The organism is Lacrimispora sp. (assembly GCF_036758025.1).
GTDB lineage: Bacteria > Bacillota > Clostridia > Lachnospirales > Lachnospiraceae > Lacrimispora.
In genome coordinates this window covers 15,415-41,347 of record NZ_DAIOXM010000009.1, presented here as the reverse complement: position 1 = coordinate 41,347, position 25,933 = coordinate 15,415, and the positions used below count along the sequence as shown (strand labels likewise).

Annotated in this window: 25 protein-coding genes, 2 pseudogenes and 1 riboswitch; of the genes and pseudogenes, 24 read left to right on the top strand and 3 right to left on the bottom strand. The window is 44.0% G+C overall.

Going from position 1 to position 25,933, the window contains the following annotated elements:
• The first annotated feature begins 30 nt into the window (after positions 1-30).
• A riboswitch (ZMP/ZTP riboswitch) is annotated at positions 31-111 on the top strand.
• Positions 112-156: 45 nt separating this feature from the next.
• From V7M78_RS09585 to V7M78_RS09570, 4 genes and pseudogenes are all read left to right on the top strand, one after another.
• A complete protein-coding gene (locus tag V7M78_RS09585; RefSeq protein WP_333648844.1) occupies positions 157-870 on the top strand; it encodes an IMP cyclohydrolase in 714 nt (237 codons plus the stop codon).
• A 14-nt stretch (positions 871-884) separates the two neighbouring features.
• Positions 885-2,063, top strand: coding sequence for a phosphoribosylaminoimidazolecarboxamide formyltransferase (locus tag V7M78_RS09580; RefSeq protein ID WP_333648842.1), 1,179 nt, complete (start codon positions 885-887; stop codon positions 2,061-2,063).
• An 88-nt stretch (positions 2,064-2,151) separates the two neighbouring features.
• Positions 2,152-2,427, top strand: a pseudogene (locus V7M78_RS09575) (sigma-70 family RNA polymerase sigma factor); the annotation flags it as partial.
• Between the two features lie 144 nt (positions 2,428-2,571).
• Positions 2,572-3,051 (top strand): cytochrome b5 domain-containing protein, encoded by a 480-nt coding sequence (locus V7M78_RS09570; protein WP_333648840.1) that lies wholly within the window; start codon positions 2,572-2,574, stop codon positions 3,049-3,051.
• On the opposite strand, the gene V7M78_RS09565 is transcribed toward V7M78_RS09570, so the two are convergent.
• The gene (locus V7M78_RS09565; protein ID WP_333648838.1) at positions 3,048-3,221 is read right to left on the bottom strand and encodes a hypothetical protein; all 174 of its coding nucleotides are present in this window, start codon (positions 3,219-3,221) and stop codon (positions 3,048-3,050) included. The two genes, V7M78_RS09570 and V7M78_RS09565, sit on opposite strands and share 4 nt — an antisense overlap.
• 85 nt (positions 3,222-3,306) lie before the next feature.
• On the opposite strand from V7M78_RS09565, the gene V7M78_RS09560 reads away from it, so the two are divergent.
• The 15 genes and pseudogenes from V7M78_RS09560 to V7M78_RS09490 all read left to right on the top strand — a co-directional run bounded on the left by V7M78_RS09560 (position 3,307) and on the right by V7M78_RS09490 (position 17,891).
• Complete coding sequence (locus V7M78_RS09560) at positions 3,307-4,977, top strand: recombinase family protein (RefSeq protein WP_333648836.1); 1,671 nt, start codon at positions 3,307-3,309, stop codon at positions 4,975-4,977.
• Positions 4,967-5,341 (top strand): annotated as a pseudogene (locus V7M78_RS09555) (sigma-70 family RNA polymerase sigma factor); the annotation flags it as partial. The gene V7M78_RS09560 and the pseudogene V7M78_RS09555, both read left to right, overlap by 11 nt.
• Before the next feature lie 156 nt (positions 5,342-5,497).
• Positions 5,498-6,136: a TrkA C-terminal domain-containing protein gene (locus V7M78_RS09550; RefSeq protein WP_333648834.1), complete on the top strand. Its 639-nt coding sequence runs from the start codon at positions 5,498-5,500 to the stop codon at positions 6,134-6,136.
• A 119-nt stretch (positions 6,137-6,255) separates the two neighbouring features.
• On the top strand, positions 6,256-7,392 hold the full coding sequence (locus tag V7M78_RS09545) for an ABC transporter ATP-binding protein (protein WP_333648832.1): 1,137 nt from the start codon (positions 6,256-6,258) through the stop codon (positions 7,390-7,392).
• The gene (locus V7M78_RS09540; protein ID WP_333648830.1) at positions 7,389-8,951 is read left to right on the top strand and encodes an ABC transporter permease/substrate-binding protein; all 1,563 of its coding nucleotides are present in this window, start codon (positions 7,389-7,391) and stop codon (positions 8,949-8,951) included. Before V7M78_RS09545 ends, V7M78_RS09540 begins: the two co-directional genes overlap by 4 nt.
• Positions 8,951-9,229, top strand: coding sequence for a hypothetical protein (locus V7M78_RS09535; protein ID WP_333648828.1), 279 nt, complete (start codon positions 8,951-8,953; stop codon positions 9,227-9,229). The genes V7M78_RS09540 and V7M78_RS09535 overlap by 1 nt, the downstream gene beginning before the upstream one ends.
• A gap of 187 nt (positions 9,230-9,416) precedes the next feature.
• Entirely contained in the window at positions 9,417-10,244 is an 828-nt protein-coding gene (gene licT, locus V7M78_RS09530; protein WP_333648826.1) for a BglG family transcription antiterminator LicT, read from the top strand.
• A gap of 21 nt (positions 10,245-10,265) precedes the next feature.
• Positions 10,266-10,772 (top strand): PTS sugar transporter subunit IIA, encoded by a 507-nt coding sequence (locus V7M78_RS09525; protein ID WP_333648824.1) that lies wholly within the window; start codon positions 10,266-10,268, stop codon positions 10,770-10,772.
• 90 nt (positions 10,773-10,862) lie between these two features.
• The gene (nagE, locus tag V7M78_RS09520; RefSeq protein WP_333648822.1) at positions 10,863-12,299 is read left to right on the top strand and encodes an N-acetylglucosamine-specific PTS transporter subunit IIBC; all 1,437 of its coding nucleotides are present in this window, start codon (positions 10,863-10,865) and stop codon (positions 12,297-12,299) included.
• 175 nt (positions 12,300-12,474) lie between these two features.
• On the top strand, positions 12,475-12,693 hold the full coding sequence (locus tag V7M78_RS09515; protein WP_333648820.1) for a hypothetical protein: 219 nt from the start codon (positions 12,475-12,477) through the stop codon (positions 12,691-12,693).
• A 108-nt stretch (positions 12,694-12,801) separates the two neighbouring features.
• Positions 12,802-14,568, top strand: a complete 1,767-nt coding sequence (locus tag V7M78_RS09510; RefSeq protein WP_333648818.1) for a sensor histidine kinase — start codon at positions 12,802-12,804, stop codon at positions 14,566-14,568.
• Positions 14,561-16,138, top strand: coding sequence for a response regulator transcription factor (locus V7M78_RS09505; RefSeq protein WP_333648816.1), 1,578 nt, complete (start codon positions 14,561-14,563; stop codon positions 16,136-16,138). Before V7M78_RS09510 ends, V7M78_RS09505 begins: the two co-directional genes overlap by 8 nt.
• A gap of 165 nt (positions 16,139-16,303) precedes the next feature.
• A complete protein-coding gene (locus tag V7M78_RS09500; RefSeq protein WP_333648814.1) occupies positions 16,304-16,762 on the top strand; it encodes a GNAT family N-acetyltransferase in 459 nt (152 codons plus the stop codon).
• 78 nt (positions 16,763-16,840) lie between these two features.
• Entirely contained in the window at positions 16,841-17,377 is a 537-nt protein-coding gene (locus V7M78_RS09495; protein WP_333648812.1) for a GNAT family N-acetyltransferase, read from the top strand.
• A 19-nt stretch (positions 17,378-17,396) separates the two neighbouring features.
• Positions 17,397-17,891, top strand: a complete 495-nt coding sequence (locus V7M78_RS09490; protein WP_333648810.1) for a nucleotidyltransferase domain-containing protein — start codon at positions 17,397-17,399, stop codon at positions 17,889-17,891.
• 25 nt (positions 17,892-17,916) lie between these two features.
• Here the strand turns inward: V7M78_RS09490 and V7M78_RS09485 are convergent, their stop codons facing one another.
• Positions 17,917-18,081, bottom strand: coding sequence for a hypothetical protein (locus V7M78_RS09485; protein ID WP_333648808.1), 165 nt, complete (start codon positions 18,079-18,081; stop codon positions 17,917-17,919).
• A 309-nt stretch (positions 18,082-18,390) separates the two neighbouring features.
• Positions 18,391-18,546 (bottom strand): DUF6019 family protein, encoded by a 156-nt coding sequence (locus V7M78_RS09480; RefSeq protein WP_333648806.1) that lies wholly within the window; start codon positions 18,544-18,546, stop codon positions 18,391-18,393.
• A 364-nt stretch (positions 18,547-18,910) separates the two neighbouring features.
• On the opposite strand from V7M78_RS09480, the gene V7M78_RS09475 reads away from it, so the two are divergent.
• The 5 genes from V7M78_RS09475 (at position 18,911) to V7M78_RS09455 (ending at position 25,926) form a co-directional block, all read left to right on the top strand.
• The gene (locus V7M78_RS09475) at positions 18,911-20,302 is read left to right on the top strand and encodes an ABC transporter substrate-binding protein (RefSeq protein ID WP_333648804.1); all 1,392 of its coding nucleotides are present in this window, start codon (positions 18,911-18,913) and stop codon (positions 20,300-20,302) included.
• Positions 20,303-20,431: 129 nt separating this feature from the next.
• Positions 20,432-21,343, top strand: a complete 912-nt coding sequence (locus tag V7M78_RS09470; RefSeq protein WP_333648802.1) for a carbohydrate ABC transporter permease — start codon at positions 20,432-20,434, stop codon at positions 21,341-21,343.
• A 30-nt stretch (positions 21,344-21,373) separates the two neighbouring features.
• Complete coding sequence (locus V7M78_RS09465) at positions 21,374-22,222, top strand: carbohydrate ABC transporter permease (protein ID WP_333648799.1); 849 nt, start codon at positions 21,374-21,376, stop codon at positions 22,220-22,222.
• A 10-nt stretch (positions 22,223-22,232) separates the two neighbouring features.
• On the top strand, positions 22,233-24,512 hold the full coding sequence (locus tag V7M78_RS09460; protein ID WP_333648797.1) for a GH36-type glycosyl hydrolase domain-containing protein: 2,280 nt from the start codon (positions 22,233-22,235) through the stop codon (positions 24,510-24,512).
• Between the two features lie 160 nt (positions 24,513-24,672).
• Positions 24,673-25,926: a 6-phosphofructokinase gene (locus tag V7M78_RS09455; RefSeq protein WP_333648795.1), complete on the top strand. Its 1,254-nt coding sequence runs from the start codon at positions 24,673-24,675 to the stop codon at positions 25,924-25,926.
• Positions 25,927-25,933: the final 7 nt, after the last annotated feature.

Below are 25,933 nucleotides of genomic sequence, written 5' to 3'. Positions count from 1 at the left end.
ATTTTAAGCAGCAATATTATATGATATTGGAAAAGTACGTGCGACTGGCGGATCAGTGGGATTAAACCACAGGGAGCACGATACAAAAAGCCGACCGCCTGGGCATTTCTATGGGATGCCCAGGTGGTTTTTTGTGTTTTTACACGGAAAAGGAGGATGAATGTGGTTTCTTTAAGAGAGGATTTAATGAACAATTCCTATCCGGGAAGAGGGATCATTATGGGAAGGACACCTGATGGAAGAAAGGCGGTGGCCGCTTACTTTATTATGGGAAGAAGTGACAACAGCCGGAACCGTATCTTTGTGGAAGAGGGAGAGGGAATACGGACCCAGGCCTTTGATCCTTTAAAGCTGGTGGACCCAAGTCTGATCATTTATGCGCCTGTGCGTGTCATGGGAAATAAGACCATTGTGACCAACGGGGATCAGACTGACACCATCTATGAGGGTATGGACAGGCAGCTGACCTTTGAGCAGTCCTTAAGGTCCAGGGAATTTGAGCCGGACAGCCCTAACTATACACCTCGCATTTCCGGCATCATCCACATGGAGAAAAACCATTTTAACTATGCCATGTCCATTTTAAAGAGCAATCACGGCAACCCTGATTCCTGCTGCCGGTATACCTTTGCCTACGAAAATCCCTTGGCAGGAGAAGGCCGTTTTATTCATACTTATATGCATGACGGAAATCCTCTTCCCAGCTTTGAGGGAGAGCCTAAGCCGGTGGAGATTTCTGACAGTATAGAAGACTTTACTGCCATGATCTGGGAAAGCCTCAATGAACAAAACAAGGTTTCCCTTTTTGTAAGATACATTGACGTGGAATCAGGTCTTTACGAGACACGGATTGTAAATAAAAACAAATGACAGGAGTACAGAAGATGAAGGAATTACAGTTAAAATACGGATGCAACCCAAACCAGAAGCCGTCCAGAATCTTTATGCCGGGCGGAGAAAACCTTCCTATTGAAGTGTTAAGCGGCAGCCCTGGGTATATTAACTTTTTAGATGCCTTTAACGGCTGGCAGCTGGTAAAGGAGTTAAAGGAGGCGGTAGGTCTGCCTGCGGCGGCTTCCTTTAAACACGTTTCTCCGGCAGGTGTGGGAGTCGGACTTCCTCTTGACAGTGTTCTTGCCAAAGCCTGCTGGGTAGATGATCTGGAAGAGCTTTCTCCCCTGGCCTGCGCTTATGCCAGGGCAAGAGGGGCGGACCGGATGTCCTCTTTTGGGGATTTTATCTGCCTGTCTGATATCTGTGATGTTTCCACTGCCAGACTGATCAAACGGGAGGTGTCTGACGGAGTTATTGCACCGGGGTTTGAGCCGGGGGCCTTGCAGATTTTAAATGCCAAGAAAAACGGCAAATACAACGTGATCCAGATAGACCCGGACTATGAGCCGGAACCTCTGGAGAAAAAAGAGGTTTATGGAATCGCCTTTGAGCAAGGGAGAAATGAACAGAAAATCAAGGAAGACCTTTTTAATAATGTGGTGACAAAGAACCGGGATATCCCGGAGTCAGCCAAACTGGATCTGATCATTTCCCTGATCACCTTAAAATACACTCAGTCCAATTCCGTGTGTTTTGCAAAGGGAGGACAGGCCATTGGAATCGGAGCAGGACAGCAGTCCAGAGTCCACTGCACCAGACTGGCCGGAAACAAGGCTGACAACTGGTTTCTGCGCCAGTCTCCTCAGGTTCTGGAACTTCCGTTTGTGGATGAAATCCGTCGGGCGGACCGGGACAATGCCATTGATACCTACATTGGAGAGGATTATATGGATGTGCTGGCAGACGGAAGGTGGGAATCCATTTTTAAGGTGAAGCCTGACGTATTTACCCAGGAAGAAAAAAGAAAGTGGCTGGACAGTATGGCAGGTGTGTCCTTAGGCTCTGATGCCTTCTTCCCCTTTGGGGACAACATTGACCGGGCCTATAAGAGCGGAGTCAAGTATGTGGCACAGCCCGGAGGCTCTGTCCGGGATGATCAGGTGATTGAAACCTGCGATCAATACGGCATGGCTATGGCATTTACAGGTCTTCGTCTTTTTCAGCATTAAAATAAGTACCAGCCAATATTTTTTGTAAAAGCACTTTAACCCGCAGGCTGGCATAAAATGAGAGTAAGTAAGTTTAAGGTGGCTTTCTTTGAAAACTTTTCCGAAACCTTTAACTGCGCGAGAGGAACGAGAGTGTCTGGAACGATACCAGGAAGGGGATCAGGAGGCGAGAGCCACACTCATCGAACGGAATATGCGCCTGGTGGCCCATGTGGCTAAAAAATATCAGAATACAGATTACGATATGGAAGATCTTCTTTCAGTAGGAACCATTGGACTCATTAAGGCAGTTAACACCTTTCACCCGGACAGAGGTTCAAGACTGGCCACTTATGCGGCCAAATGTGTAGAAAATGGTATCCTATCAAAGCGACTCCCTGCCGGCTGCCAGAAATCAGGTTTAAAAAGCCTGCCTCCCTCATATATTGAAAAAAACGCTGCTGCATGACCGGGGCTCATCCTTCGGTCAAGCATCTGTGTTCCATCAATAATCAGCGGAGGTTTTTTCATGGAATTAAACTTATTTCTGGATTTTGTGAGTAACAGCGTCAGAAAAATCAGCAGTGATGTAGGAAAGCTTCACTTAAGCCAGGGAGAGGGCAGTCATGTCCTGGACCGTTTGAGCAGTGAGGCAGTTATGCTGGAGCATCATATCCGGTATTTTATTGAAGCCAATCAGCTTGGTCTGGAGAATATACAGCCGGCCTATGAGCCGGTCCAGGTGAGCCAGACAGAGCCTGAGCCGGAAGAAGAGGTTCCTACAAGGTATTTTACTTTGGAAGAACTGGCTTCTTATAATGGACAAAATGGCGCTCCGGCGTATGTTGCGGTCAATGGGGTTGTGTATGATGTGACCAATAATTCGGTCTGGAGGGGAGGTCCCCATTTTGGCCTTGAGGCGGGAAATGATCTGACAGAGCAGTTCGCCACCTGCCATCCGGGTGCCATGGTGCTTCGGATGCTGCCTGTAGTGGGATATTTATATTAAGGCGATGAGAGCTCTTCCAGAATTGCTTTTATAAGGGCCTGCTTCTGGTAATCAGGACAGGAAAGCTGCCGTACATACAGAAGCACTTCCTGGTTATGTATGACAGCAGCTCTTTTTTTCAGTTCCTTTTTATCTGTTTCTGTTTCCGGGCGATATACGATCATATTCATTGGAAGCCTTGGAGTATGTAATTATTATAATGTATGATATGACCCATGTCCTGTATGTTTGGGATAGGGCCGGGGAGAGTGTTAGGTGGAAGTCAGGAAAAAGCAGTTTGCTGTTTACTCCCGAAAGTCAAAGTTTACAGGCAAAGGAGAGAGCATAGGAAACCAGATCGAGCTGTGCAGGCAGTACATATCGTCTCACTATGGAGATGACTTTGCAGGCAGTGCTTATATTTATGAGGATGAGGGCTTTTCCGGAGGAAATCTGGAAAGGCCCCAGTTTAAAATGATGATGCAGGAGGCAAAAAAGAAGAAATTCACGGCTATTGTCTGTTACCGTCTTGACAGGATCAGCCGCAACATCGGTGATTTTGCCAATCTCATTGAAGAACTCAATGAACTGGAAATTTCTTTTATCTCCATAAAAGAACAGTTTGATACCTCTTCCCCCATGGGAAGGGCCATGATGTATATTGCATCCGTATTTTCTCAGTTGGAGCGGGAAACCATAGCCGAGCGAATCCGAGACAACATGCTGGAACTTTCCAAAAGCGGAAGGTGGCTGGGGGGAAATACTCCCACAGGTTATAAGTCAGAAAGCATGACCTCTGTGACCATTGAAGGAAAGGTGAAAAAAGCATATAAGCTGCAGTTGATTCCAGAGGAAGGGGAAGTAATCCGGCTTATTTTCCGGAAGTTTTTAGAAACAGGTTCCCTGACCCAGACAGAGACGTATCTGGTTCAAAATGGATACAGGACTAAGTTTGGGCGGTTGTTCAGCCGGTTTGCCATAAAGGGGATATTGGCAAATCCGGTTTATATGATGGCAGATCAGGAGGCTTACGAATATTTATCTGAAAAAAAGGTGGATTTATTTGCCGGTCCGGAAGAATTTGACGGCCGTTTCGGGGTGATTGCCTACAACAGAACTCTTCAAAGACAGGGTAAGACCCACGAGAAGAAGGATATGGAGGAGTGGATCGTGGCTGTGGGAAAGCACGAAGGGCTGATTCCAGGTTCTATTTGGGTCAGCGCCCAACGGCTGCTGGAACAGAATAAGTCCAAGAACTACCGGAAGCCCAGAAGCAATGTGGCCTTGCTGTCCGGGATTTTATTTTGCGGAAACTGCGGGGACTATATGAGACCGAAGCTGTCAGGACGATATAATGAGCAGGGGGAACAGATCTATTCTTATCTTTGTGCTATGAAGGAAAAAAGCCGGATGAAATGCTGTGCAATGAAAAATCCCAACGGAAACAGTCTGGATGCCATGGTAGTGGAGGAAATTAAGAGAATTTCCGAGGATGGGGAGGAATTTAAAAGGCAGTTAAATCAGAGCATAAAGCTTCTGGAACAGAGCGGGCAGGAGCTGGAAGCAGAGGAAATCCGCTTAAAGGACCAGGAGAAGGAAATAGGAGAGCAGATCAAGGGACTGGTATCTTCTCTTGGCAAGGCCTCAGGAACCGGGGCGGCGGAGTATATTGTAAACCAGATCCAGGAACTGCATAAGAAAAAAGAAGAGATCGGACAGAGGATCAGGGAACTGGAGGAGGTTTTTGCAAGCCGTGAGCTGTCTGAACTGGAATTTCAGATTTTAAAGCAAAGCCTGTCCTCTTTTGGGGAAGCATTTGAAATGGCTGATGTAAAGCAGAAGAGGGCGGCCATCCGCAGGCTTGTAAAAAAAGTTTTATGGGATGGAGAAACTGTCCATCTGTATTTGTTTGGCTCAGAAGAGCCGCCATGTGACGGTTGCAAATGAAATACTGATGCTGCTTCGTGCAAATAAGAAATATTCAAAAGAGGTTTCTTTGTTTGAACCCATAGGCGTAGACAAGGATGGGGAGACTGTAAGCCTTGTGGATGTGATTGAAATGGAAAACAAGGAGACCTTGGAGACTATTATTTTAAAGCAGGATATTAAGGAACTGTATGAAGCATTTGACAGCTGCTTAAAGGATAATGAGAAAACCATAATCAGCATGCGGTATGGGCTGAAAGGGGGAAAGGAATACACCCAGAGAGAGATTGCCGATCTGATGGGAATTTCCAGATCCTATGTATCCAGGCTGGAAAAGAAAGCACTGGAGCGCCTTAGGGCAGAATTGAAAAAAAGTGGTGTGTAGCAGAAGAATATATTTTGCAGTTCCCACCTTGCACTGTTATGAGTTTTAGGCTATACTGAATCCGATGGACGGCGCTAAATACAGCGCTTTTTATGAGAAGCTGAAAACCAGCTTCTCATAAGCTATATCATAACAGGAAAAGGAAATGAGAATTACATGGACATAGAAACAAAACATAAGACAGCGATACCCCGCTATCAGCAAATTGCGGTAGAGGTGGCATCCCGGATTGCCAATGGGGAATATCAGGAAGGGGAAAAAATTTACGCCCGTTCATCCCTTGCCAGTCAATACAGCGTATCACCGGAGACTGCGCGGCGGGCGATCTGCATACTTAGTGACTTAGGGATCGTTTCCACGGAAAAAGGCAACGGGATCATCATTAAGTCCCAGAAAAAGGCGGCGGAGTACATTCAGCAAAATGGAAAACGCCAGACCATTGATACGATCAAAGAGAATCTTTTAAAAAGTGTCAGCCGTCAAAAACTGGAAATGGAGTATTTAAATGACTGCCTGAAAGATCTCATAGAGACATCGGCCCACTTTCGTTCAATGAATCCCTTTATGCCCTTTGAAATACGCATCACGAAGGAATGCAATTACTTAAATAAGACAGTGACAGAAATCCAATTCTGGCAGAGGACCGGGGCAACGGTCATTGCGGTCAGCAAGAATGATATTATCATAAAGTCCCCCGGACCATATGTGGCTCTTTCTGAAGGTGATACCATATATTTTATAACCCAGGATGACACTGCAGACAGGGTAAAAGAATTTTTATATTCTCCTAAATAGGAACTTCAAAATAACGCTTAAAGCCCATTGGCTTCAGGCGTTATTTTTTTAAAAATTTGACAAAGTGACAACTTTGCAATATAATTAAGTTGTTACTTTGGTAAAAGGAGGGATAAAACATGATACATTTTGAACAGATTTCAAAATCTTATAAGACAAAAAAGGTTTTGAATCAAGTTACATTTTCGATAAAAGATGGAAGCTTAGTTGCTATTATTGGTGAGAGCGGATGTGGAAAGACAACGCTCTTAAAAATGGTCAACCGTTTAATTAAGCCAACATCAGGTAAGATTTATATTGACGATAAAGACATCAGCACCATGGATGAAGTGGCTTTGCGAAGGAAAATAGGATATGTAATCCAGCAGACAGGTCTGTTTCCTCACATGACGGTCAAAGAAAATATTGAACTGATTTCAAAGCTTGAAAACATGTCTCCCAGTGAAATGGAAGACAACACCAGGAAGCTGATGCAGATGGTGGGACTTGACTGCGATGAGTTTTTACATCGCTACCCAACGGAGCTCAGTGGAGGACAGCAGCAGCGTGTAGGGGTGGCCAGAGCCTTTGCCACTGATCCGGACATTATTCTGATGGATGAACCGTTCTCTGCTCTGGACCCTATAACGAGATCAGATCTTCAGGATGAGCTGGTGCAGCTCCAGGCAAAGCTGAAAAAGACCATCGTTTTTGTGACACATGATATGGATGAAGCCATTAAGATCGCAGATATGATCTGCATTATGAAAGATGGAGATATCCTCCAATACGATACACCGGAAAATATCTTAAACAATCCGGTGGATGAATTTGTTTCCAATTTCGTAGGAAAAAACAGGATATGGTCATCGCCGGAATTTATTAAGGTATCCGATATCATGATTGACCGGCCGGTCACTGCTTCCAGAGACTTATCAGTACTGAAATGCATTGACAAGATGCGCCAGAATAAGGTTGACAGCCTTCTCATCGTGGAGCGGGACAGCAGGCGTCTGGCAGGGATTGTCAAGGCAGGCAAGCTCAGGGGCGTGGAAGACAGGACTCAGTTGGCAGAGAAGTATATGTATGAGGACTTTCCGACTCTTTTGCCGGAACAGTGCATTCTGGATGCCTTAAAAATTGTGACGGAAAATCAAGTGTCCACAGTTCCGGTTGTGGACGATCAAAGGCGGCTTATGGGCCTTATAACACGAAGCAGTCTGGTGACCACTTTAAGTCAGCAGTATTTTGACTATGAAGGAGGAGAGACAGAATGAAATTTTTAAATTATATATCAGGTAATTATCCACAGATTCTTTCACTGCTGGTTGACCATTTGAAGTTGACCGCAGTATCTGTAGGTCTGGCTATTTTAATCGGTGTACCCCTTGGTATTCTTATTTCTTATGCGGCCAAATCCAGCAAGCCTGTTTTGTCGGTTGCCAATATCATTCAGGCCATTCCCAGCATGGCTCTTCTCGGCGCCATGATTCCTTTACTGGGTATCGGTATTGTTCCTGCCATTGTTGCAGTTGTGCTTTATTCTCTGCTTCCTATTATTAAGAATACTTATACAGGAATTGAAAATATCAACCCCCAGACTCTTGAGGCTGCCAAGGGAATCGGCTTAACACCTTTTCAGGTGCTGACCAAGGTACAGATTCCTCTTGCCCTTCCCGTTATTATGGCCGGTGTGAGAATTGCTTCTGTAACGGCAGTTGGATTGATGACCATGGCTGCATTTATCGGTGCAGGCGGTCTGGGCTATCTGGTCTTTTCCGGTATACGTACGGTCAATAACAATCAGATCCTGGCGGGAGCCATTCCTGCCTGCGTGCTGGCACTGATGGTAGACTTTATCCTTGGTCTGGTTGAAAAACTGGTAACGCCTATCAGCCTTCAAAAGGGCGATAATTCTCTAAAGAAAAAAAGACGGAAAGCCCAGAAGATAACGCTTGCAGGGGCTGCAGGGCTTCTTGCAGTGGTCTTTGTTTTAACCTCAGTAGGCGGTACCGCACAAAATACACGTACTGTCTCAATCGGTTCCAAAGACTTTACCGAGCAGGAGATTCTGGGTAATCTGGTGGCGGATTTAATCGAAGACAGAACTGATATTTCTGTAAACAGAAGGCTGAGTCTGGGTGGGTCCCAGGTGTGCTTCGGTGCTATACAGACAGGAGATATTGACCTTTATATTGATTACACCGGAACGGTATACAGCGATGTTCTTAAGCATACGCCTATCAGTGATGTAGAGCTGGTATACCAGACAGCCAAGGCTGAGCTAAAGGATCAGTTTGACTTGGAAGTGCTTAAACAGATGAGCTTTAATAATACGTATACACTGGCAGTCACCCAGGAGATGGCAGCGGAAAACAACCTGGAGAAAATGAGTGATCTTTCCAGAATTGCTGATACTCTGGTTTCAGGCACTACCTTTGAGTTCTCCAACCGGGAGGATGGATTGCCCGGGCTTTTGAAAACATACGGTTTTCAGATGAAAGAAAATATTACTCTGGACGGTTCTCCCCGATATACGGCTTTGAAAAACGGAGAGATCAATATTGTTGATGCTTTTGCAACCGACGGACTTCTTAAAAAATTCGGTTTAAAAACACTGGAAGATGATAAGGGATTCTTTCCGCCTTATTATGCCATTCCCGTTGTCCGGGCAGATACTTTGGAAGAATATCCGGAAATTGCGGTGGTTTTAGAAGAACTGGCACCGGTTTTAACCGATGATGTTATGGCTGAACTGAATTATAGAGTAGATGAACTTCAGCAATCCCCCGCTGATGTGGCCAGAGAGTTCTTGAAAGAAAGCGGATTGATCTGATGATTTTAGGAATTTTGCTTTTTGCTTCCTTATCTTTTGTTTTTTCTTCTCCCAGGCGTCACCGGCTCATAAGCACTGAGCCGTGCCTGTCGCCTAAGGAAGAAAAAGCAGGTGTTTTGTTTGGGCGGTATATGGGGGATGCTGCTGTTGTGCTGCTGTTTTTGTGGGCGCTGGGAGCTTTAAACATTCCCTGGATTCATTTGATTGCAGGGTGTGTGTTTTTCCTGCGAACTTTGGTATTTTTTATTCAATTAGCACAGGTTCTTATAAGAGATTAAAGTTATTTATAAAAAATGTATAAAAAGTATGAAATTCTATTGACTTTTTTCTGAAAAGCTGATATAGTGTCTATAAGTTAATAACACATGGATTGTTACTGGAAAGCAGGCAAAACCAATTTTGATTGAAGAAATAATATATTATTTCAAAATCAGGATTGGTTTTTTTATTTGCAGGGTGGGTGATATGAAGATTGATAAGATCATCAATAATAATATTGTAAGTGCGCTGGAGCCGGATGGAAAAGAAGTGGTCATCATGGGCAGAGGAATCGGGTTTGGTGCAAAAGCGGGAAAGGAAATTCCCGAGAGCAAAATCGAAAAGGTGTTCCGTCTGGATAGTCAGAACAGCATGGATAAATTTAAGGAGCTGTTGGTAAATCTGCCCCTGGAGCACATCCAGGTTTCAACGGAAATCATTAATTACGCCAATCTGGTTTTAAACAGAAGTCTTAACCAGAATATCTACATCACGCTGACAGACCATATTAGTTTTGCTATTCACCGCTTTAAGCAAAAGACCATATTCAGGAATCCTCTCCTCAATGAGATAAAGACTTTTTATAAGGAAGAGTATCTGGTGGGTGAATATGCAGTGGCTCTGATTGAGCGGAGGGTGGGTGTGACCCTTCCGGTGGATGAGGCGGGATTTATAGCCCTTCATATTGTAAATGCAGAGCTAAACAACGTGATGCGGGATACCATTGACATTACCAATCTGATTCAGAACGTGGTAAAAATCGTGAAGGAGTATTTCACTATGGAACCGGATGAAACTTCTTTGAATTACCAGCGGTTTGCCACTCATTTGAAGTTTCTTGCTCAGAGGATTGTTTCAGGGAAGATGCTGGATAATGAAAATGCGGAATTTAACAGTTTAATATCTGGAATGTATCCGGAGGAGTATCAATGCAGCTTAAAGGTCAGGGATTATATCATTGAGACCTACCATTATAGCGTAACGGAGGAAGAGACCGCATACCTGGCGGTTCACATCAAGAGGCTGAGAATGTAGAAAAAAGGAGAGGTGATGAGTATGTTTCACTCATGGAAAAAGATGCTGGGAAAAGGCAGTGAGAAGGGGAGAGAGCAGATTCTGGCGCCAATAGAAGGAAGGGCAGTACCTTTAAGTGAGGTCAATGACCCGGCTTTCAGCCAGGAAATTCTCGGAAAAGGGGTTGCCATCATTCCTGAAAAGGGAAGGGTTGTGGCACCGGCTGACGGAGTGGTTACGGTTTTGTTTGAGACAAAGCATGCGGTCAGCGTTACCACAGACAAAGGAGCCGAGATTATTGTACATGTGGGGTTGGATACGGTCAATTTAAAGGGCGAATATTACACCGCCCATATAAAACAGGGGGAGCGGGTGAAGGCAGGAGACCTTCTTCTGGAATTTGATATAGAGGCAATCAAGGAAGCAGGATATGAGGTGATCACACCGGTTCTGGTCTGCAATGTCCAGAACTTTCCGGATATGCTGTGCCATACAGGGGTGCAGGTGAAAGAGCTTGACCCGGTCATTGAACTGCAGCCGGCTGAATGAAGGAGTTGAAAAATTATTTGATCTGAACCTGCATTTTCGCAGGAATGGATAAGAATGTCCGCAGGACAAAGAGAAAGGGGTTTCTTTATTATGATGAAGTATTTGCAGAAATTGGGGAAATCATTGATGCTTCCGGTAGCGTGTCTTCCGGCAGCGGGAATTTTGATGGGAATCGGATACTGGATCGATCCCACAGGCTGGGGAGCCAACAGCGCCATTGCAGCCTTTTTGATCAAGGCAGGAGGAGCCATCATTGACAATATGGCAATTCTCTTTGCCATCGGTGTAGGTGTGGGAATGGCAGATGATCATGAAGGTACTTCTGCTCTGGCAGCAATTGTTTCCTGGTTGATGATTCAGACAATTCTATCTCCAGGTGTGGTCGCCATGTTAAAGGGTGTTGATGTCAGTGAAGTAAATGCTGCTTTTGGAAAGATCAGCAATCAGTTTATCGGTATCTTATCCGGTGTCATTGGTTCTTCCTGTTATAACAGATTTAAGAACACCAAGCTTCCGGATGCTCTGGCCTTTTTTAGCGGAAAACGTTCCGTAGCCATTGTAACCACCCTGATTTCCCTGGTCGCTTGTCTTGTTTTATTCTTTATATGGCCGGTGGTATATTCCGCACTGGTTGCATTTGGAAAGGGAATCTTAGGCTTAGGCGCCATAGGAGCAGGTATTTATGGCCTCTTCAACCGTCTTCTGATTCCGGTTGGGCTTCATCATGCTTTGAACTCTGTATTCTGGTTCGATGTTGCAGGTGTGAATGACCTTGGAAACTTCTGGGCAGGTACAGGAGTTCTGGGCCAAACCGGTCAGTATATGACAGGCTTCTTCCCGGTAATGATGTTCGGACTTCCGGCAGCCAGCCTTGCCATGTATCACACGGCAAAGCCGGGCAAAAAGAAAAATGCATACGGTCTGTTACTGGCGGCAGCAGTCTGCTCCTTCTTTACAGGAGTAACAGAACCCCTGGAATTCGCATTTATGTTCCTTGCACCGGGACTTTACTTAATTCATGCAATTTTGACAGGTATCTCTTTGACCGTTTGCGCTCTGCTTCCGGTACGTGTAGGATTCAACTTCAGCGCAGGATTTGTTGACTGGTTTTTAAGTTTTAAAGCTCCAATGGCTGTAAATCCTCTGCTTATTATTCCCCTGGGCAGTGCTTACGCAATCATTTATTACGTTGTATTCCGTTTGGCAATTAAGTTGTTTGACTTCAAGACTCCCGGACGCGAGGATGACGACGCAGATGAATCAATTGTCACTCTTGCCAACAGTGACTATACTCAGGTTGCTTCCATTATTTTAGAGGGTCTGGGCGGAAAAGACAACATTACCAGTGTTGATAACTGTATTACAAGATTAAGACTTGAAATCAAGGATTATAGTCTGGTAGATGAGAAGAAGATCAAATCAGCCGGTGTGGCCGGCGTAATCAGACCGGGAAAAACCAGTGTTCAGGTAGTTGTGGGAACACAGGTACAGTTTGTGGCAGATGAATTTAATAAGCTTTGCAGATAGATTTAGACTATAAAAAAGCAAGGACGGGCAACTGTCTTTGCTTTTTTATTTGCATTGCTTTTACCAAAGCGGTGGGGATTTCTGCCCGTATTTTCACATCTTGTCTGTATTTCCTATATTATACAGTATGAATATAATTGAAAGGAAGTGTAATATATGAGTTATAACAGGTGGGATGACAGAGGCCGCTGCGGTCCTGATGGCTGGAATTGCAGACATGACCGAGATAGAGGCCGCTGCGGCCCTGACGGATGGAATTGCAGACGAGACCGTGACAGAGACCGCTGCGGTCCTGGCGGCAGAGATTGCAGGCATGGCCGTGATGACGGTCGTTGGCGTGACTGGGGTTATGGCAGAAGTTTCTGGCGTTAGAATAAAAAATCTAATAAACTGACCCTTTGGAACAGGGGTGCTATGCAAAATAAAATACTACTGTTCAAGAATAATTTATGTTATACTGAATCCTGGTAAAGGTCAGACCCAACGGAAAGGGCAGGATAATATGAAAAAGTACCGAAGGCTTAGTTTTCAGGTAAAGCTACTGGGGATATTTCTGGGAATTACATGTTTATTCGGCGCAATTTATGCGGCCTATTATAATATTTCCAGAACCATGATCCGAAAAAATATGATCGCTTATTCAGAAATATATGTGGACAGCATCAGCAGCTCCATTACAAATATGATCCAGGAAATAGACCGTCTGAGCATGACTTTTCTGCTGCAGAATGACATGATCCGGGATCTGGGGAAGGGGATACCAAAGGAACTTCCGGAATATGGGGATTACTATAGAAGGGTCCGGTATTCCATTGAACAGATGCTGAACATCAGGATCGATATGGAAGGGATTCTTATTGTGGATTCCTTTGGAAGAGTAATAGCCGGAGGACCCAATGCTTCCTATAGTGACGGTGCCAACATTTCAAAGGAAAAATGGTATCAGGAATTTTTAGAGTCAGAGAAGATGTTTCAGATTATGCCATTAAGGAAAACCAATGCTATGGAGGTATTCTCCATTGCGAGAAAATTGAGAAGCTATGAAGAAATGAAGGTAAATGGTATTGTCTGCATTGACATGAAAAAGAGGCTTCTTGATGAAATATGCAATAAGACCAGATTAAATCAGAACAGCGTACTGCTGTTTGACAGGGATAAGGCACTGTTTTATGTGTCCGGTGAAAAACCGGATGAGAGAGAAATAACGGAAATCACAAAGAAACTGTCTCCGGAAAATGGAAACTTTCAAGTTTTAGGTGGCAGGAAAGCCCTGAATATCAGCTTAAATTATTCCGAATATTTGGATATGTACATTGTATACGTTGTCCCTCAGAATGTTTTGATGAGCGGTCTCAATGATTTGAACCGGATTGCCGTACTCCTCCTTTTTCTGGGAGGAAGTGCAGGCATTGGTCTGGCAGTGGGTGCCTCCCGTGTGATGAGCAGGGGCGTGGGCAAGGTGATGCAGGGAATGCAGGCCATTGAAGCTGGAAACCTGGATGTAGAGATTGAGGTGGAAAGCAATGATGAAATACGCACCATCGCCGGGGGGCTCAACCACATGGTCAAACGGATCAAAATATTAATGGAAGAAAAGTCCCAGATTGAGGTAAAGAGGAAGGAAGCGGAAATGATGATGCTTCAGAGGCAGATACGGCCTCATTTCCTGTACAACACCCTGGATGGAATCCGCATGAAGGCCCTGCTGAATCAGGATCACGAGGCCGCTGAAATGATTGAAAAGCTCAGTGTTCTGCTGCGGAGAACCACAGATTTAAAGACAGAGGAAGTGACGGTCAGGGAGGAACTGGAGTATGTCAATTCCTATATTGATTTGCAAAACCTCCGCTTCCGGTATAAGTTCCAGCTCATTACAGATATTTCGGAGGAAGTCAGCAAGCTGGTGATTCCCAAGTTTTCTCTCCAGCCCTTGATTGAAAATGCCGTTCATCATGGCCTGGAAAAGAGGAAAATAGACCGTCAAATCCGCATCAGTTCGGAGCTGACAGAGGAAGCTGTCCGCATTATCGTATATGACAACGGCCAGGGAATCAGCCTGGAACGGCTCCAGGAAATCCGAAAAACCCTGGAAGATCCTCAGATGCAGGAGAGTGAACATATCGGACTGAACAATATTAACATAAGGCTGAAATTGCACTACGGAAAAGAGTATGGGCTTACCATTGACAGCGAAGAAAATGCAGGAACAAAGCTGACCCTGCATCTGCCCAGACAAAGCTCCGGCAGGATCGGAGGAAACGATGTATAAAGTGGTTTTAGTGGATGATGAAGAATTGATCATTGAAGGAATGCAGAAGCTGGTGGATTGGCAGTCTCTTGGATGTGAGGTGGCGGGCGTTGCCTATGACGGGGATGAAGCTCTTGACATTGTCAATGAGGTCGAGCCCCATATCTTGATCACGGACATCCGGATGCCTGCTATGAATGGGCTGGAAATGCTGGATTATGTAAAAGAGCGGTTTCCCCATATTGTCATCATGATTATGAGCGGATACAGCGACTTCGAATACGCCCATCAAGCTCTGGAAAAAGGGGCTGCCTGCTATATGTTAAAGCCGGTGCTGGAAAAGGAATTGACAGAGAGGCTGGCCCAGGCTGTAAAAAAGCTGGAAGAAAAAAGACAGAAAAAGCAGGAAGAGGAAGAAATCACAGTCCGCCTTTATCAGATGGAACGGGGAGCGAGGGAGAACTTTCTCAGAAAGCTGATCAAAGAGAAGATGTCTGATGCCTACATCAAAAAGATGTGGGAGGGAATGAAGCTGTGCAGACCCGAAGAATACGTGACTGCAATCGTCCTGGGGGCGGATACTCCTTTGCAGGATGCAGGAGGCTCTGTCATCAAATTTGCCATTGACAATATTATTGAAGAGATCTGCGGCATGTCTGAAAACCTGGAAAGCGTTTCTTTGGGAGACGAGCACTCCGCCATATTTATGATGTGCGGTCAAGATGGCGGGGAGAGGGAAGCGGCTATTGTTATCGGTAAAATACAGGAAACAGTAGAACAGTTTTGCAAAATCCGGATGTCGGCAGGCATCAGCTCGGCTCATCCCTTTCCTTCCGACGTAAAGGAAGCCTATGGGGAGGCCGTTCAGGCTTTGGAAAAACGGTTTTACGAGTCCGTTTCCATGCATATTTACAAGGGAGCTGTGGTCAGAACGGAAGTCTCTTTTAAAGAACTGCGGGAGTGCGGAGAAAAGCTTTTAAACGGCGTCAGCAGCCAGGAGGAAAAGATGGTTCAGATGTACTTGAGGCGGATTTTTCATCTGATGCTGGGTTCATCCATGGAATTGGAAGATATCTATAATGAAGTGAAGCGGCTTTTAATGGGGTATCAGGGAATCCTTCTCAATCACCAGAGCCAGAAGGGAACCTATGAAAATCTCCAGGTGCTTCAGCCGGAATATCTTTACCAGTTTAAATTAGGAAAAGAGCTGCAAAGCTGGTTTGAAACGGTCACCGCTCAGGTAATGGAATTTCTAAAGAAAGAGCCTTCAGAATCCTCGGACCTGATTGACCGGATTAAATTTTATATTTCTAAAAATTACCGAACAGCCACCAGACAGAATGTTGCGGATTACTTTTTCCTCAATCCTTCTTATTTAAGTCAATTATTTAAAGCGGAGACAGGGGAAGTATTTACAGAATATATGACCCGCATCCGTATGGAAGAAGCGAAGAAAATGCTGGAGGAAACCAGCTATAAGATTCATCACATTGCAGAATTGGTGGGTTACACCTCGAACCAGCATTTCACCAGAACATTTAAAAAGTATACGGGGTTTCTGCCTGTGGAGTATAAGAAGAAATTCGTGTGACATTATCTGTAATTATATTGGAAGTGTTATAAAGGGACATCTGGTGTGGGGACTTTTAAAAAGTAGTTTTGATAAGTTTTTTTCATTGTATCACCTCAAAGATATGGTATGATGGATGGAAAATAATAATAACGAAAAGAATATAAAATTATAGCAGGGGATAAAATGGTATCTTTAAAAGAAATTAATGAGAGCAATTTTAGGACAATTGTGGGGATGAAATTAAATGAGGAACAAAGTAAGTATGTAGCCTCAAATGTCTATTCATTAGCGGAAGCATGGCTTTATTCTGAAATAGCAAAACCCTACGCTATTTATAATGATGAAGAGGTAATAGGGTTTATTATGCTGGATTGGAATGAAAAAGAGCGTAAATGCGGTATATGGAGATTGATGATAGCAGAGCATCAACAAGGTAAGGGATATGGCAGAAAGGTGTTAGACTATACGCTTAATATGATAAAAGAAACCGGAAAGTTTGATTATGTGTCGCTGGATTATGTTCCTGGCAATGCTGCAGGAAAACATTTATACGAAAGCATAGGATTCATAGAAACGGGTGAAATCGAGGAAGATGAAATTGTTATGGAATTAGAGTTAGCAAAGTATGGTTCTAATAAATGATTTTAGTCTGTAATTTACTGCATAAAGCCATACTGTACCATAGCAGATTTGAATTTGCAGAGGCGAGGTGTAATTGTAATGATTGAAACAGAAAGATTAATCATGAGACCATTTCATGAAGATGACTTGGACATTATTATGGGTCTTTATTCTAGTGAAGAAATAATGAGATATATGCCAAATGATGTCATGAACGTGGAGGGAGCTCAAAAGCATTTAAATAATGTTATACGTGATTGGGAAGAGAAACCACAATTGAATTTTGAAATGGCAGTAATTTTAAAGTGTAATCAGAAAAAAATTGGCCGTTCCAGAATTCATTTGGATTATGAAAATGACACAGCAATGATTGGCTGGTTACTATTAAAAAAAGATTGGGGTAAAGGTTATGCAACAGAAATGACAAGGGCGTTAATTGATTATAGTTTTGATGTATTAAATGTACATAGAGTTTGTGCGTTATGCCACCCTGAAAATATCGGTTCATGGAGAGTTTTAGAAAAATGCAATATGCGTAGAGAAGCACATTTTATACAAAAATGTAAGTATATTAAGGATGGCAATACAATATGGGAAGATGAATTGGAATATGCCATGTTAGAATCAGAAAGATAAATTTGAATGGAGGGATTGCATGGTAAATAAAACAGATGTCATTGAGATAATAGGATATGTCGAAGAAAATGAAATTAACATTTGGATAGACGGCGGTTGGGGTGTAGATGCACTATTAGAGCAGGAGACAAGGACACACAACGATATTGATTTATTTGTGGAAGCAGGAAACAGTAAAAAGTTTATAGAATTATTAAAAGAAAAAGGCTTTTTTGAATTTACAGAAGCATATACAACCACATTTCACACGGTTTGGAAGGATACTAAAGGCAGGATAATTGATCTTCATATATTTAAATTCAACGAACAAGGATACATTGTTTTTGAGGGAGAAGCATATCCCCCGGACGTGTTTAGTGGTATTGGCAAAGTAAGTGATAAAGTGGTAAGATGTATTAATGCTGAAAATCAAGTATTATTTCATTTGGGCTATGAGCATGATGAAAATGATGAGCATGATGTAAAACTATTGTGCGAGAGGTTTGATATTCCTGTTCCGGCTGAATATAAGTAACCAACAAACTAAGATTTAATATGTATCAATTATTTTTATTAAAATATCCTTTTTCTAATAACAAGCCCAATAACAAGCCAAATATTAAACCTATTCCCAGATTATTTAACATGGAAGCAAGTATTAAACCCAGGCATACACCGATAGCCAAACCGTTTTGGTTGTAAGTATTGTTATTTGAATTTAACATGATATATTCTCCTAATATGTTTTAGAATATTTTACATCAAGCGTCAAAGGAAGTACACTGGAAGTTTTTGAGAAAGGAAGACTTCGAAAATCCAAAACCTGATGATATTAAGAAAAATTTCAAAGTGATTATTTTTAATAAATAAAAATTAAACCAACTATCAATATTCAGTAGTTTGTTTTTTTATTGCCATAAATCAGGTAAACGAAGATTTGCCGGAGATATATGCCCCCCGGCAAACAGAGAACTATTCCATTAACTCAGGATTTACTTGGGCTGCATGGAATAAATTAGCAGCCCAACATTTGATTACTGTTTTTTGTGAATTTCGTTATAAGCTTCTAAAATACCATTTTTAACAGCCCTTTTAATTATGAAATATATAAGGACAAAAATACCAACGGGTATTGCTATAACTAAAAATACGTTTAAAATGGTTAAAATTCCAAAGATTCCAATATTCATAAAAATAGCCCTCCTTCTTACTTACATCCAATTTAAGTATAACATAATTTTAAAGGAAGGCTGGATAAGAAACAAGTGGCAAAATCATTACGATTAATAAAACTGATATTTACTGACTTACATAATAATAGCCGTAGGAACAATCCTACGGCTATTATTATACAAATATCGGACTATTGTATAAGATTTAAATAATAAGAGATAAGCAAAGAGAATCATTTATCTACAGTCTAAGGCCGCTGCAATATAGCAGCGTTTTTTTTATAACCTAACAAAAAGTTAATACAGGCATAACGGGAGGTTCACAAAAAGAATCGGGAATCGGGTATAATGATGCTACTAACAATAAAGGAGAGATGTATTTATGAAAAAGGTGAAACAAATTGCCGCATGTGCTCTGGCAGGCAGTATGGTGTTATCTGCAGTGGGCTGCGGGGGAACTTCCTCTTCAGGGACAGAGACAAAGGCAGGAAGCTCTGCTGCCGCAGAGTCAGGGGAAACCACAGAAATCCGCATCTGGACCAAGGCCAGCGGCCCTGACCAGGGAATCCAGAAGCTGATTGAAGCCTTTAACGAGTCTCAGGACGAGGTTCATGTAAGCTATGAATATTATGGAGAGAATTATGCCAGCGTGGTTCAGATGGCTATATCCGGTGATTCTGCTCCTGATATCTTGGAGTGCAGCGGGGGAATCACGGTTCAGACTCTGGCAAAGCAGGGAAAGCTGGCTCCCATTGAGGACTGTTTAACCGATGAGATAAAGGAAAATTACAATCCCAGCGCCTTCACCCCTGAGGAATTTTACCTTGATGGAAAGCAGTATTCCGTACCTGTAAGAGTGAGCGCATATCGTCTTCTCTATAATAAAGATCTTTTTGAAAAGGCCGGATTAGACCCTGCAGCTCCGCCAAAGACCCTGGAGGAAATGCAGGAATATGCCAAAAAGATCACAGAAGCAGGAGGCGGAGAAGCCTATGGCTTTGGACTTCCATTAGGTGTGGCCCAGATTTGGGAGCGTGTCATTGATCCTATTTCCTATGCGACCAGCGATGTTCAGCGGTACGGCTGGAACGTGGGAACCAAGTCCTATGACTTCGGCGCAAACAAGAGATATTTTGAATACTACACAGACCTGATGAAAGACGGTTCCTTATTCCCCGGATATTTAACTCTGGGAATTGACACCTTAAGAGCTAACTTTGCAGCAGGAACCATTGGAATGTATATTGACGGAAACTGGATGCCAGGCAGCTATGCCACTCAGATGGATACAAAATGCAACTGGGATGCAGCTCCCCTTCCGGTATTTGAAGGAGATAAGGCAGACAAGTATTGGGCAGAAGGCGGCGTGAACTGGGTCGTTACCAACGGCAAGAACGTGGAAGCCGCAAAGAAATTCTATACCTTCTGGCTCTCCAATCAGACCATTGCTAACAAATACATGCCTGTTCCCAGAAATGACAACAGAGCCAATGAGCTGGAAGCTTTAGGAATTGAAGATTTGAACCTGCAGGGCGTGGAATACAGCTTTAAGACCGATGATCTGGATATTCCGAAATTCGAACCTCACAAATTCATCAGCCTGGAAGGAGACGACAGAAATGCCGTATTTACCAATCTCTTTGCCAAGGCAGCAGAAGGCGCTGATATTTCCGCCTCCCTGGATGAGGCTATTGAAGATCTGAATAAGCGTTACACTCAGGGCCTGGAGGATGCGGTTTCAGGAGGCTCCATTGCAGAAAGCAGTGTGAAATAATCAAAACAATCAAGCTGCTGCAAAACGAAAAGAAATCTTATGTGAGATCGGACAGTTTTGCAGCAGTTTTTATGCCTTATCAGGGAGTATTACATATAGGATCGGATCAGAAATGGAAAGGTGAGTAAAGTGAAAACCAATAACAGGAAAAAAGGCTTTTTAGCCTCTCTTGGAACGTATAAGCAGCCATATCTGATGATGCTGCCCACAATAATCTTGGTAATGCTGTTTGGCATATACCCCCTTATCTATGTGTTTTATTACAGCTTTTTTAAATACGATGGATTCTCTCCGGCAATCTTTGTCGGTTTAAGAAATTATATCCGCATTTTCAACGATGGGACCTACTGGAATTCAGTCATTAACACACTGCAGATGGGAATTGCCATCCCACTGGTTCAGATTCCATGTTCCCTGCTTCTGGCTGTACTGCTGAATAAACGGTTCAGAGGCCAGAGCCTTGCCAGAGCCGTAATCTTTGTGCCTAATATTACCAGTACGGCCATTATGGCTATTGTTTTTTACTTCATGTTCGCTTCTTATAACGGAATCGTAAACGGCGTTTTGATGAAGCTGGGCCTTATTGACAAGGCTATTGAATGGTTTGGAAACGGGCTGATGGCAAAAATCGTCATTGTCCTGTTCTGTACCTGGAGCGGAGTGGGATTTTATATGGTGCTGTTTTTATCCGCCCTTCAAAGCATTCCCTCTGAGGTATACGAAAGCTCCAAAGTGGACGGGGCAAACGGAGTCCAGACATTCTTTCGCATCACCATTCCTATGATGGGAAGCATGTTTCAGACGATTACAGCTTTGTGCATCATGAATGCCTTGAAATTATTTGACTCCGTAAAGGCGCTGACCAACGGAGGACCGGGAAATTCCACGGAGGTTATGACCATGTATATTTACCGGTATTTTTTTGAGACCATGGGAACATCCCAGCAGGGATATGCTTCTGCAGTCAGCATCCTGTCAACGGTTCTGGTCATGCTGGTTACCCTTATTTATATCAGAAGCACCCGAAAGATGAATTATTAAGCTTTAAGCCTTATTTGCAAGGAGGAAAAAATGTCAAGAAAAGCAAATCGTACAAGAAATATGTTCCTGCTTTATGCAGGACTGGCCATAATCATCTGTTTGCTGGTGTTTCCGCTGATTTATGCTGTGGGAGGTTCTTTTAAATCCACGGAAGAATTTCTATTAGGCGGCATGAAAGTGTTTCCGGAGATCTGGCATCCGGAAAATTACGGAAAGGCGTGGAAGCAGGCCAACTTTGCCAGATATACCTTTAACAGCGTATTCTTTGCCGCAGCTTCTGTGCTGGGAATCATGGTCACCACTTCCATGACCGGGTACACCATGTCCCGGTGTAATTTTCCTGGAAAAAGTTTATTGGCCGGAACCTTTGGCTTTATGATGTTTCTTATCGGTGCCGTAACCCTGTTTCCTATTTTCCAGTTGTGCCGCAAGCTGGGGCTTTTGGACTCTGTATGGGGAATGGTCATCACCCAGGTGGCGACGGCGCAGCCATTTTTCTGTATTCTGGTTTTAGGATACTGCAACGGCATTTCCAAGGAAATTGATGAAGCTGCCATCATTGACGGAGCCAGCTTTTTTAAGGTATACACCACCATCATGCTTCCCATTATGAAACCTATTCTGGCTACCACGGGAATTCTGGCTTTCCGGGATGCATGGAATAACTATATGATGCCCCTGGCCTTTACTTTATCCCGGTCAGAACTGCGCCCCTTAACTGTAGGCGTGGTGCTTTTAAAGGACCAGGGAGACGGCGTTGCCGCATGGAGCACCATGCTGGCAGGAACGGTAATGTCTATTGCGCCTATTTTGGTGGTCTATCTGTTTTTGAACCGTTACTTTATTGAAGGAATTACAGCAGGAGCAGTGAAAGGTTAAGGAGGAAGCCATGAGCGAATACGGATATTTTCAGAAAGAGGGAAGGGAATTTGTCATCACCACTCCTGACACACCCAGGCATTGGTACAATTATCTGTTTAACGATCAGTATATCACCTTTACTTCCCAGGTGGGATTTGGAGAAGGAATTGTCCAGGGATATTTAGGAAGGAGAATCATGCTGGTAGACAGCCGCCAGGTGTATATTTCCGATGCTGAGACAAGGGAGTTCTGGACGGCCAACGGACTTCCCTTAAGAAAGCAGTATGAAAGTTTTAAATGCATCCATGGAATCGGGTATACGGAAATATCCTCCCAATTCCAGGGGATAGCCACAAGCTGGCGTCTGTTTGTTCCCCAGGAGACACCGGAAGAAATCTGGACCGTCAAGGTGAAAAACTGTTCCCAGCGCCGGAGAACCGTCAAGGTCATCCCTTATGCTAAAACAGAAGCAGACGGCGCTTACCGCGCCCAGGGATACAATGTTGATACAGCCGGTTTAAGAGAGGAATACAACGGTATTGCCACCAGATCCTATGCAAAGATAGAGAGCAACCAGTTTCAGGAGGTATCGGCTTATTTCCTTGGGGATAAGAAAGTCACTGGATATGACACCAGGAAAAATGCATTTATAGGAACCTATGGAAATGAACAGGACCCGGATGCCATGTACCTGGGAGGCTGTACAGGAAGCGAATGCAATGCGGAAAAAATCTGTCTGGTTCTGGAAAACACAGTGACCCTGGAGCCGGGAGAAGAGGCAGAATTTCATTATGCTCTTGGAATCGCCCTTCATCCGGAGGAACTGGAGCAGGCTGCAAAACGCATCAGCGGAGGAAAGACAGAGGAACGTCTGGAGGCTGTGAAAAAGCAGTATGAGGAGGAAGAAAAAGGGGTCACCATTCATACACCGGATGAATCCTTGAATTTCCTGATTAATGCCTGGACAAAGCACCAGACTAATATGGGAAGCAGATGGGCCAGAGTCCGCCATAACGGATACAGGGACATGGTAAGCGACAGTGAGTGTCTGGCGGCCATCAACCCCAGACTGGCCTGGGAACGGTTTAAACGGGCGTTGACTTATCAATACGGCAGCGGATATGCCCCAAGAACCTGGTTGGATGGAGAAATCCGGGATAATAACTTTGCAGACTGTGCCGTATGGATTCCCATGGCAGCCGCCTCTATTATAAAGGAACTGGGCGATCCCTCCTTTCTGGAAGAAAAAGTAGAATTCAATGATAAAACCTCTGCCAGCGTATACGAACACGTGAAACGGGCCGTAGAATTTCTCTGGAATTTTAAAGGGGTACATGGACTGATCAAGCTTTGGGGCGGCGACTGGAATGATATGATGAACCAGGCGGGTCTGGAGGGAAAAGGCGTCAGCGTGTGGCTGTCCATTGCCTGGTGTCAGGCAAACAGGCAGTTTGGCCTTCTGGCGGAAGCTCTGGGAAAACAGGAAGATTTGTTCTTTTCCCGGCTCAGGGGACAGGAGATGAAGGCTGTTATCAACGAATTTGGGTGGGATGGAGAATATTATATCTGTGCCATCAACGATCAGGGAGAGCGTCTTGGCTCCTCAGAATGCGAGGAAGGGAAAATATACTTAATTCCCCAGCTTTGGGCTGTCATGGCAGATGTGGCCGATGAGGAGAGAAAAGAAAGTATCTTAAAGGCAGTGGACAAATATCTGGAAACTGATTTAGGAACCCTGGTTTCCTGGCCTGCTTACCACAATTACATTCCAACCATCGGCCAGATGACCCAGAAACCGGCAGGAGTCCATGAAAACGGAGGCGTATACCTCCATCCATGCTGCTGGAAGCTGGCTGTTGACAGCATGATGAAGGACAATGACAAGGTGGAAATGGGTTTAAAGAAGATCCTTCCCTTTCACCATGAATATCATGAGAAAAAGTGCGAACCCTATATTATGTGCAACTCCTATTTCAATGAAGAGACCGGATACAGACTGGGCACTGCGGGCCAGACCTGGAGAAGCGCGACTGGCGCATGGCTGACCAAAGCCCTTTTGCAGTATGTGCTGGGGCTGAAGGCGGAACTGCCCGGACTTAAGCTGGAACCATGCCTGCCAAAGGACTGGAGGGAATGCTCGGTAGTAAAGGAGTTCCGGGGTTCCGTTTATGAAATTCGGTTTATTCAGGAAGAAGGAGGCTGTAACAGCATCAGAACCATGACTGTCAACGGGGAAACATGGGAGTCAGAATTTCTTCCAAATGAAAAGGGGATGAAGTATCAGGTAGAAGTCCGGTTGTCCAGATAATATGCAAGGTTTGCGGTTCTTACAGCAAGAGATAAATCATTACTCTTGTCATCTTTTTAAGGTGACAAGAGTTTTTTTCTTTTCCTTGAGTTTCAGAAGGAAATGCCTTTATAATAAAACCATGAAGGAAATACATCAGCAAAAAGAAGGTTGTATAATTATGAGTGGAAATCTTTTAATAGCCCAATCCGGCGGACCTACGGCGGCGATCAATGCAACTTTGTCAGGGATTCTCCGGGTGGCTGCGGTAACCAGGCAGGTGAAGAAGGTATATGGGGCAAGAAATGGAATTGAAGGAGTCTTAAATGAACAATTGATGGATTTACAGCCTCTTATGAAAAATGTAAATGTCATGAAGCATCTGGCCTATACACCAGGAGCAGCTCTGGGTTCCTGCCGTTACAAGCTTGAGTCTGGCAGCAGGGAGGATTCTGAAAAAGTAATTGACATTTTCCGGCGCTACGGAATTACCTATTTTATTTACATAGGAGGTAATGATTCCATGGATACGGTGATGAAATTGGACCGGTATATAAAGGAAAATCATATAACCGATATCCATATCATCGGAGCGCCGAAAACGATTGATAATGATTTGGCAGGAATTGACCATACACCGGGATTCGGCTCTGCGGCCAAATATATTGCCACAACCTTTGCGGAACTGGAACGTGATATTATGGTGTATGATACACCGGCCATAACCATTGTAGAGGTTATGGGCAGAAATGCCGGCTGGCTGACGGCGGCCTCTTCCCTGGCACGGGTCAATGGTGGCAAAGGACCTGACTTCATCTATCTCTGTGAACATCCATTTCATATGGAATCCTTTTTAAATGATTTGGGGAATAAGTTAAGCAGAGAAAAAAGTCTGCTGATAGCAGTCAGCGAGGGGATTAAAAATGAGGATGGGGATTATATTTCTTCCGCCATATCAAAGGGTGCTGCCGACATGTTCGGCCATTCCTGCATTGCCGGTGCTTCAAAGGTTCTGGAAGAGAGCATTCGTAATGAGATTGGCTGCAAGGTACGTTCCATTGAATTGAACTTAATGCAGAGATCCGCCATGCATGTGGCAAGTGAAACAGACTTATCAGAGTCCGAAATGCTGGGTATGAAGGCCCTCCAACTGGCTCTGGAAGGAAGAAGCGGGGAAATGGCTTCTCTCTGCAGGAGAGAGAAATCCGGCTATGAGGTGGCATATACCTCGGTTCCCATAGAGAACGTGGCTAACAGTGAAAGAAAAGTGCCTCAAATATGGATTAACGGGCAGGGGAATGATGTGGAGGAAAGGCTGATTGAGTATATGTATCCATTAATCCAAGGAGAAATCAACCTGGAATATCATAATGGGATTCCACATCAGTTGATACTAAGCGCAGAATCTCAGGAATTGGTTGAAAGAGCTCCATAATATCGGA

Bases quoted from the DNA above. Each gene is read 5' to 3' on its own strand.
- V7M78_RS09465 (WP_333648799.1), top strand. From the start codon at position 21,374: ATGTCAAGAAAAGCAAATCGTACAAGAAATATGTTCCTGCTTTATGCA.
- V7M78_RS09585 (WP_333648844.1), top strand. From the start codon at position 157: ATGAATGTGGTTTCTTTAAGAGAGGATTTAATGAACAATTCCTATCCG.
- V7M78_RS09545 (WP_333648832.1), top strand. From the start codon at position 6,256: ATGATACATTTTGAACAGATTTCAAAATCTTATAAGACAAAAAAGGTT.
- V7M78_RS09505 (WP_333648816.1), top strand. From the start codon at position 14,561: ATGTATAAAGTGGTTTTAGTGGATGATGAAGAATTGATCATTGAAGGA.
- nagE (WP_333648822.1), top strand. From the start codon at position 10,863: ATGATGAAGTATTTGCAGAAATTGGGGAAATCATTGATGCTTCCGGTA.
- V7M78_RS09500 (WP_333648814.1), top strand. From the start codon at position 16,304: ATGGTATCTTTAAAAGAAATTAATGAGAGCAATTTTAGGACAATTGTG.
- V7M78_RS09525 (WP_333648824.1), top strand. From the start codon at position 10,266: ATGTTTCACTCATGGAAAAAGATGCTGGGAAAAGGCAGTGAGAAGGGG.
- V7M78_RS09480 (WP_333648806.1), bottom strand. From the start codon at position 18,546: ATGAATATTGGAATCTTTGGAATTTTAACCATTTTAAACGTATTTTTA.
- licT (WP_333648826.1), top strand. From the start codon at position 9,417: ATGAAGATTGATAAGATCATCAATAATAATATTGTAAGTGCGCTGGAG.
- V7M78_RS09510 (WP_333648818.1), top strand. From the start codon at position 12,802: ATGAAAAAGTACCGAAGGCTTAGTTTTCAGGTAAAGCTACTGGGGATA.
- V7M78_RS09570 (WP_333648840.1), top strand. From the start codon at position 2,572: ATGGAATTAAACTTATTTCTGGATTTTGTGAGTAACAGCGTCAGAAAA.
- V7M78_RS09565 (WP_333648838.1), bottom strand. From the start codon at position 3,221: ATGAATATGATCGTATATCGCCCGGAAACAGAAACAGATAAAAAGGAA.
- V7M78_RS09475 (WP_333648804.1), top strand. From the start codon at position 18,911: ATGAAAAAGGTGAAACAAATTGCCGCATGTGCTCTGGCAGGCAGTATG.
- V7M78_RS09485 (WP_333648808.1), bottom strand. From the start codon at position 18,081: ATGTTAAATTCAAATAACAATACTTACAACCAAAACGGTTTGGCTATC.
- V7M78_RS09540 (WP_333648830.1), top strand. From the start codon at position 7,389: ATGAAATTTTTAAATTATATATCAGGTAATTATCCACAGATTCTTTCA.
- V7M78_RS09515 (WP_333648820.1), top strand. From the start codon at position 12,475: ATGACAGAGGCCGCTGCGGTCCTGATGGCTGGAATTGCAGACATGACC.
- V7M78_RS09460 (WP_333648797.1), top strand. From the start codon at position 22,233: ATGAGCGAATACGGATATTTTCAGAAAGAGGGAAGGGAATTTGTCATC.
- V7M78_RS09550 (WP_333648834.1), top strand. From the start codon at position 5,498: ATGGACATAGAAACAAAACATAAGACAGCGATACCCCGCTATCAGCAA.
- V7M78_RS09495 (WP_333648812.1), top strand. From the start codon at position 16,841: ATGATTGAAACAGAAAGATTAATCATGAGACCATTTCATGAAGATGAC.
- V7M78_RS09455 (WP_333648795.1), top strand. From the start codon at position 24,673: ATGAGTGGAAATCTTTTAATAGCCCAATCCGGCGGACCTACGGCGGCG.
- V7M78_RS09580 (WP_333648842.1), top strand. From the start codon at position 885: ATGAAGGAATTACAGTTAAAATACGGATGCAACCCAAACCAGAAGCCG.
- V7M78_RS09535 (WP_333648828.1), top strand. From the start codon at position 8,951: ATGATTTTAGGAATTTTGCTTTTTGCTTCCTTATCTTTTGTTTTTTCT.
- V7M78_RS09490 (WP_333648810.1), top strand. From the start codon at position 17,397: ATGGTAAATAAAACAGATGTCATTGAGATAATAGGATATGTCGAAGAA.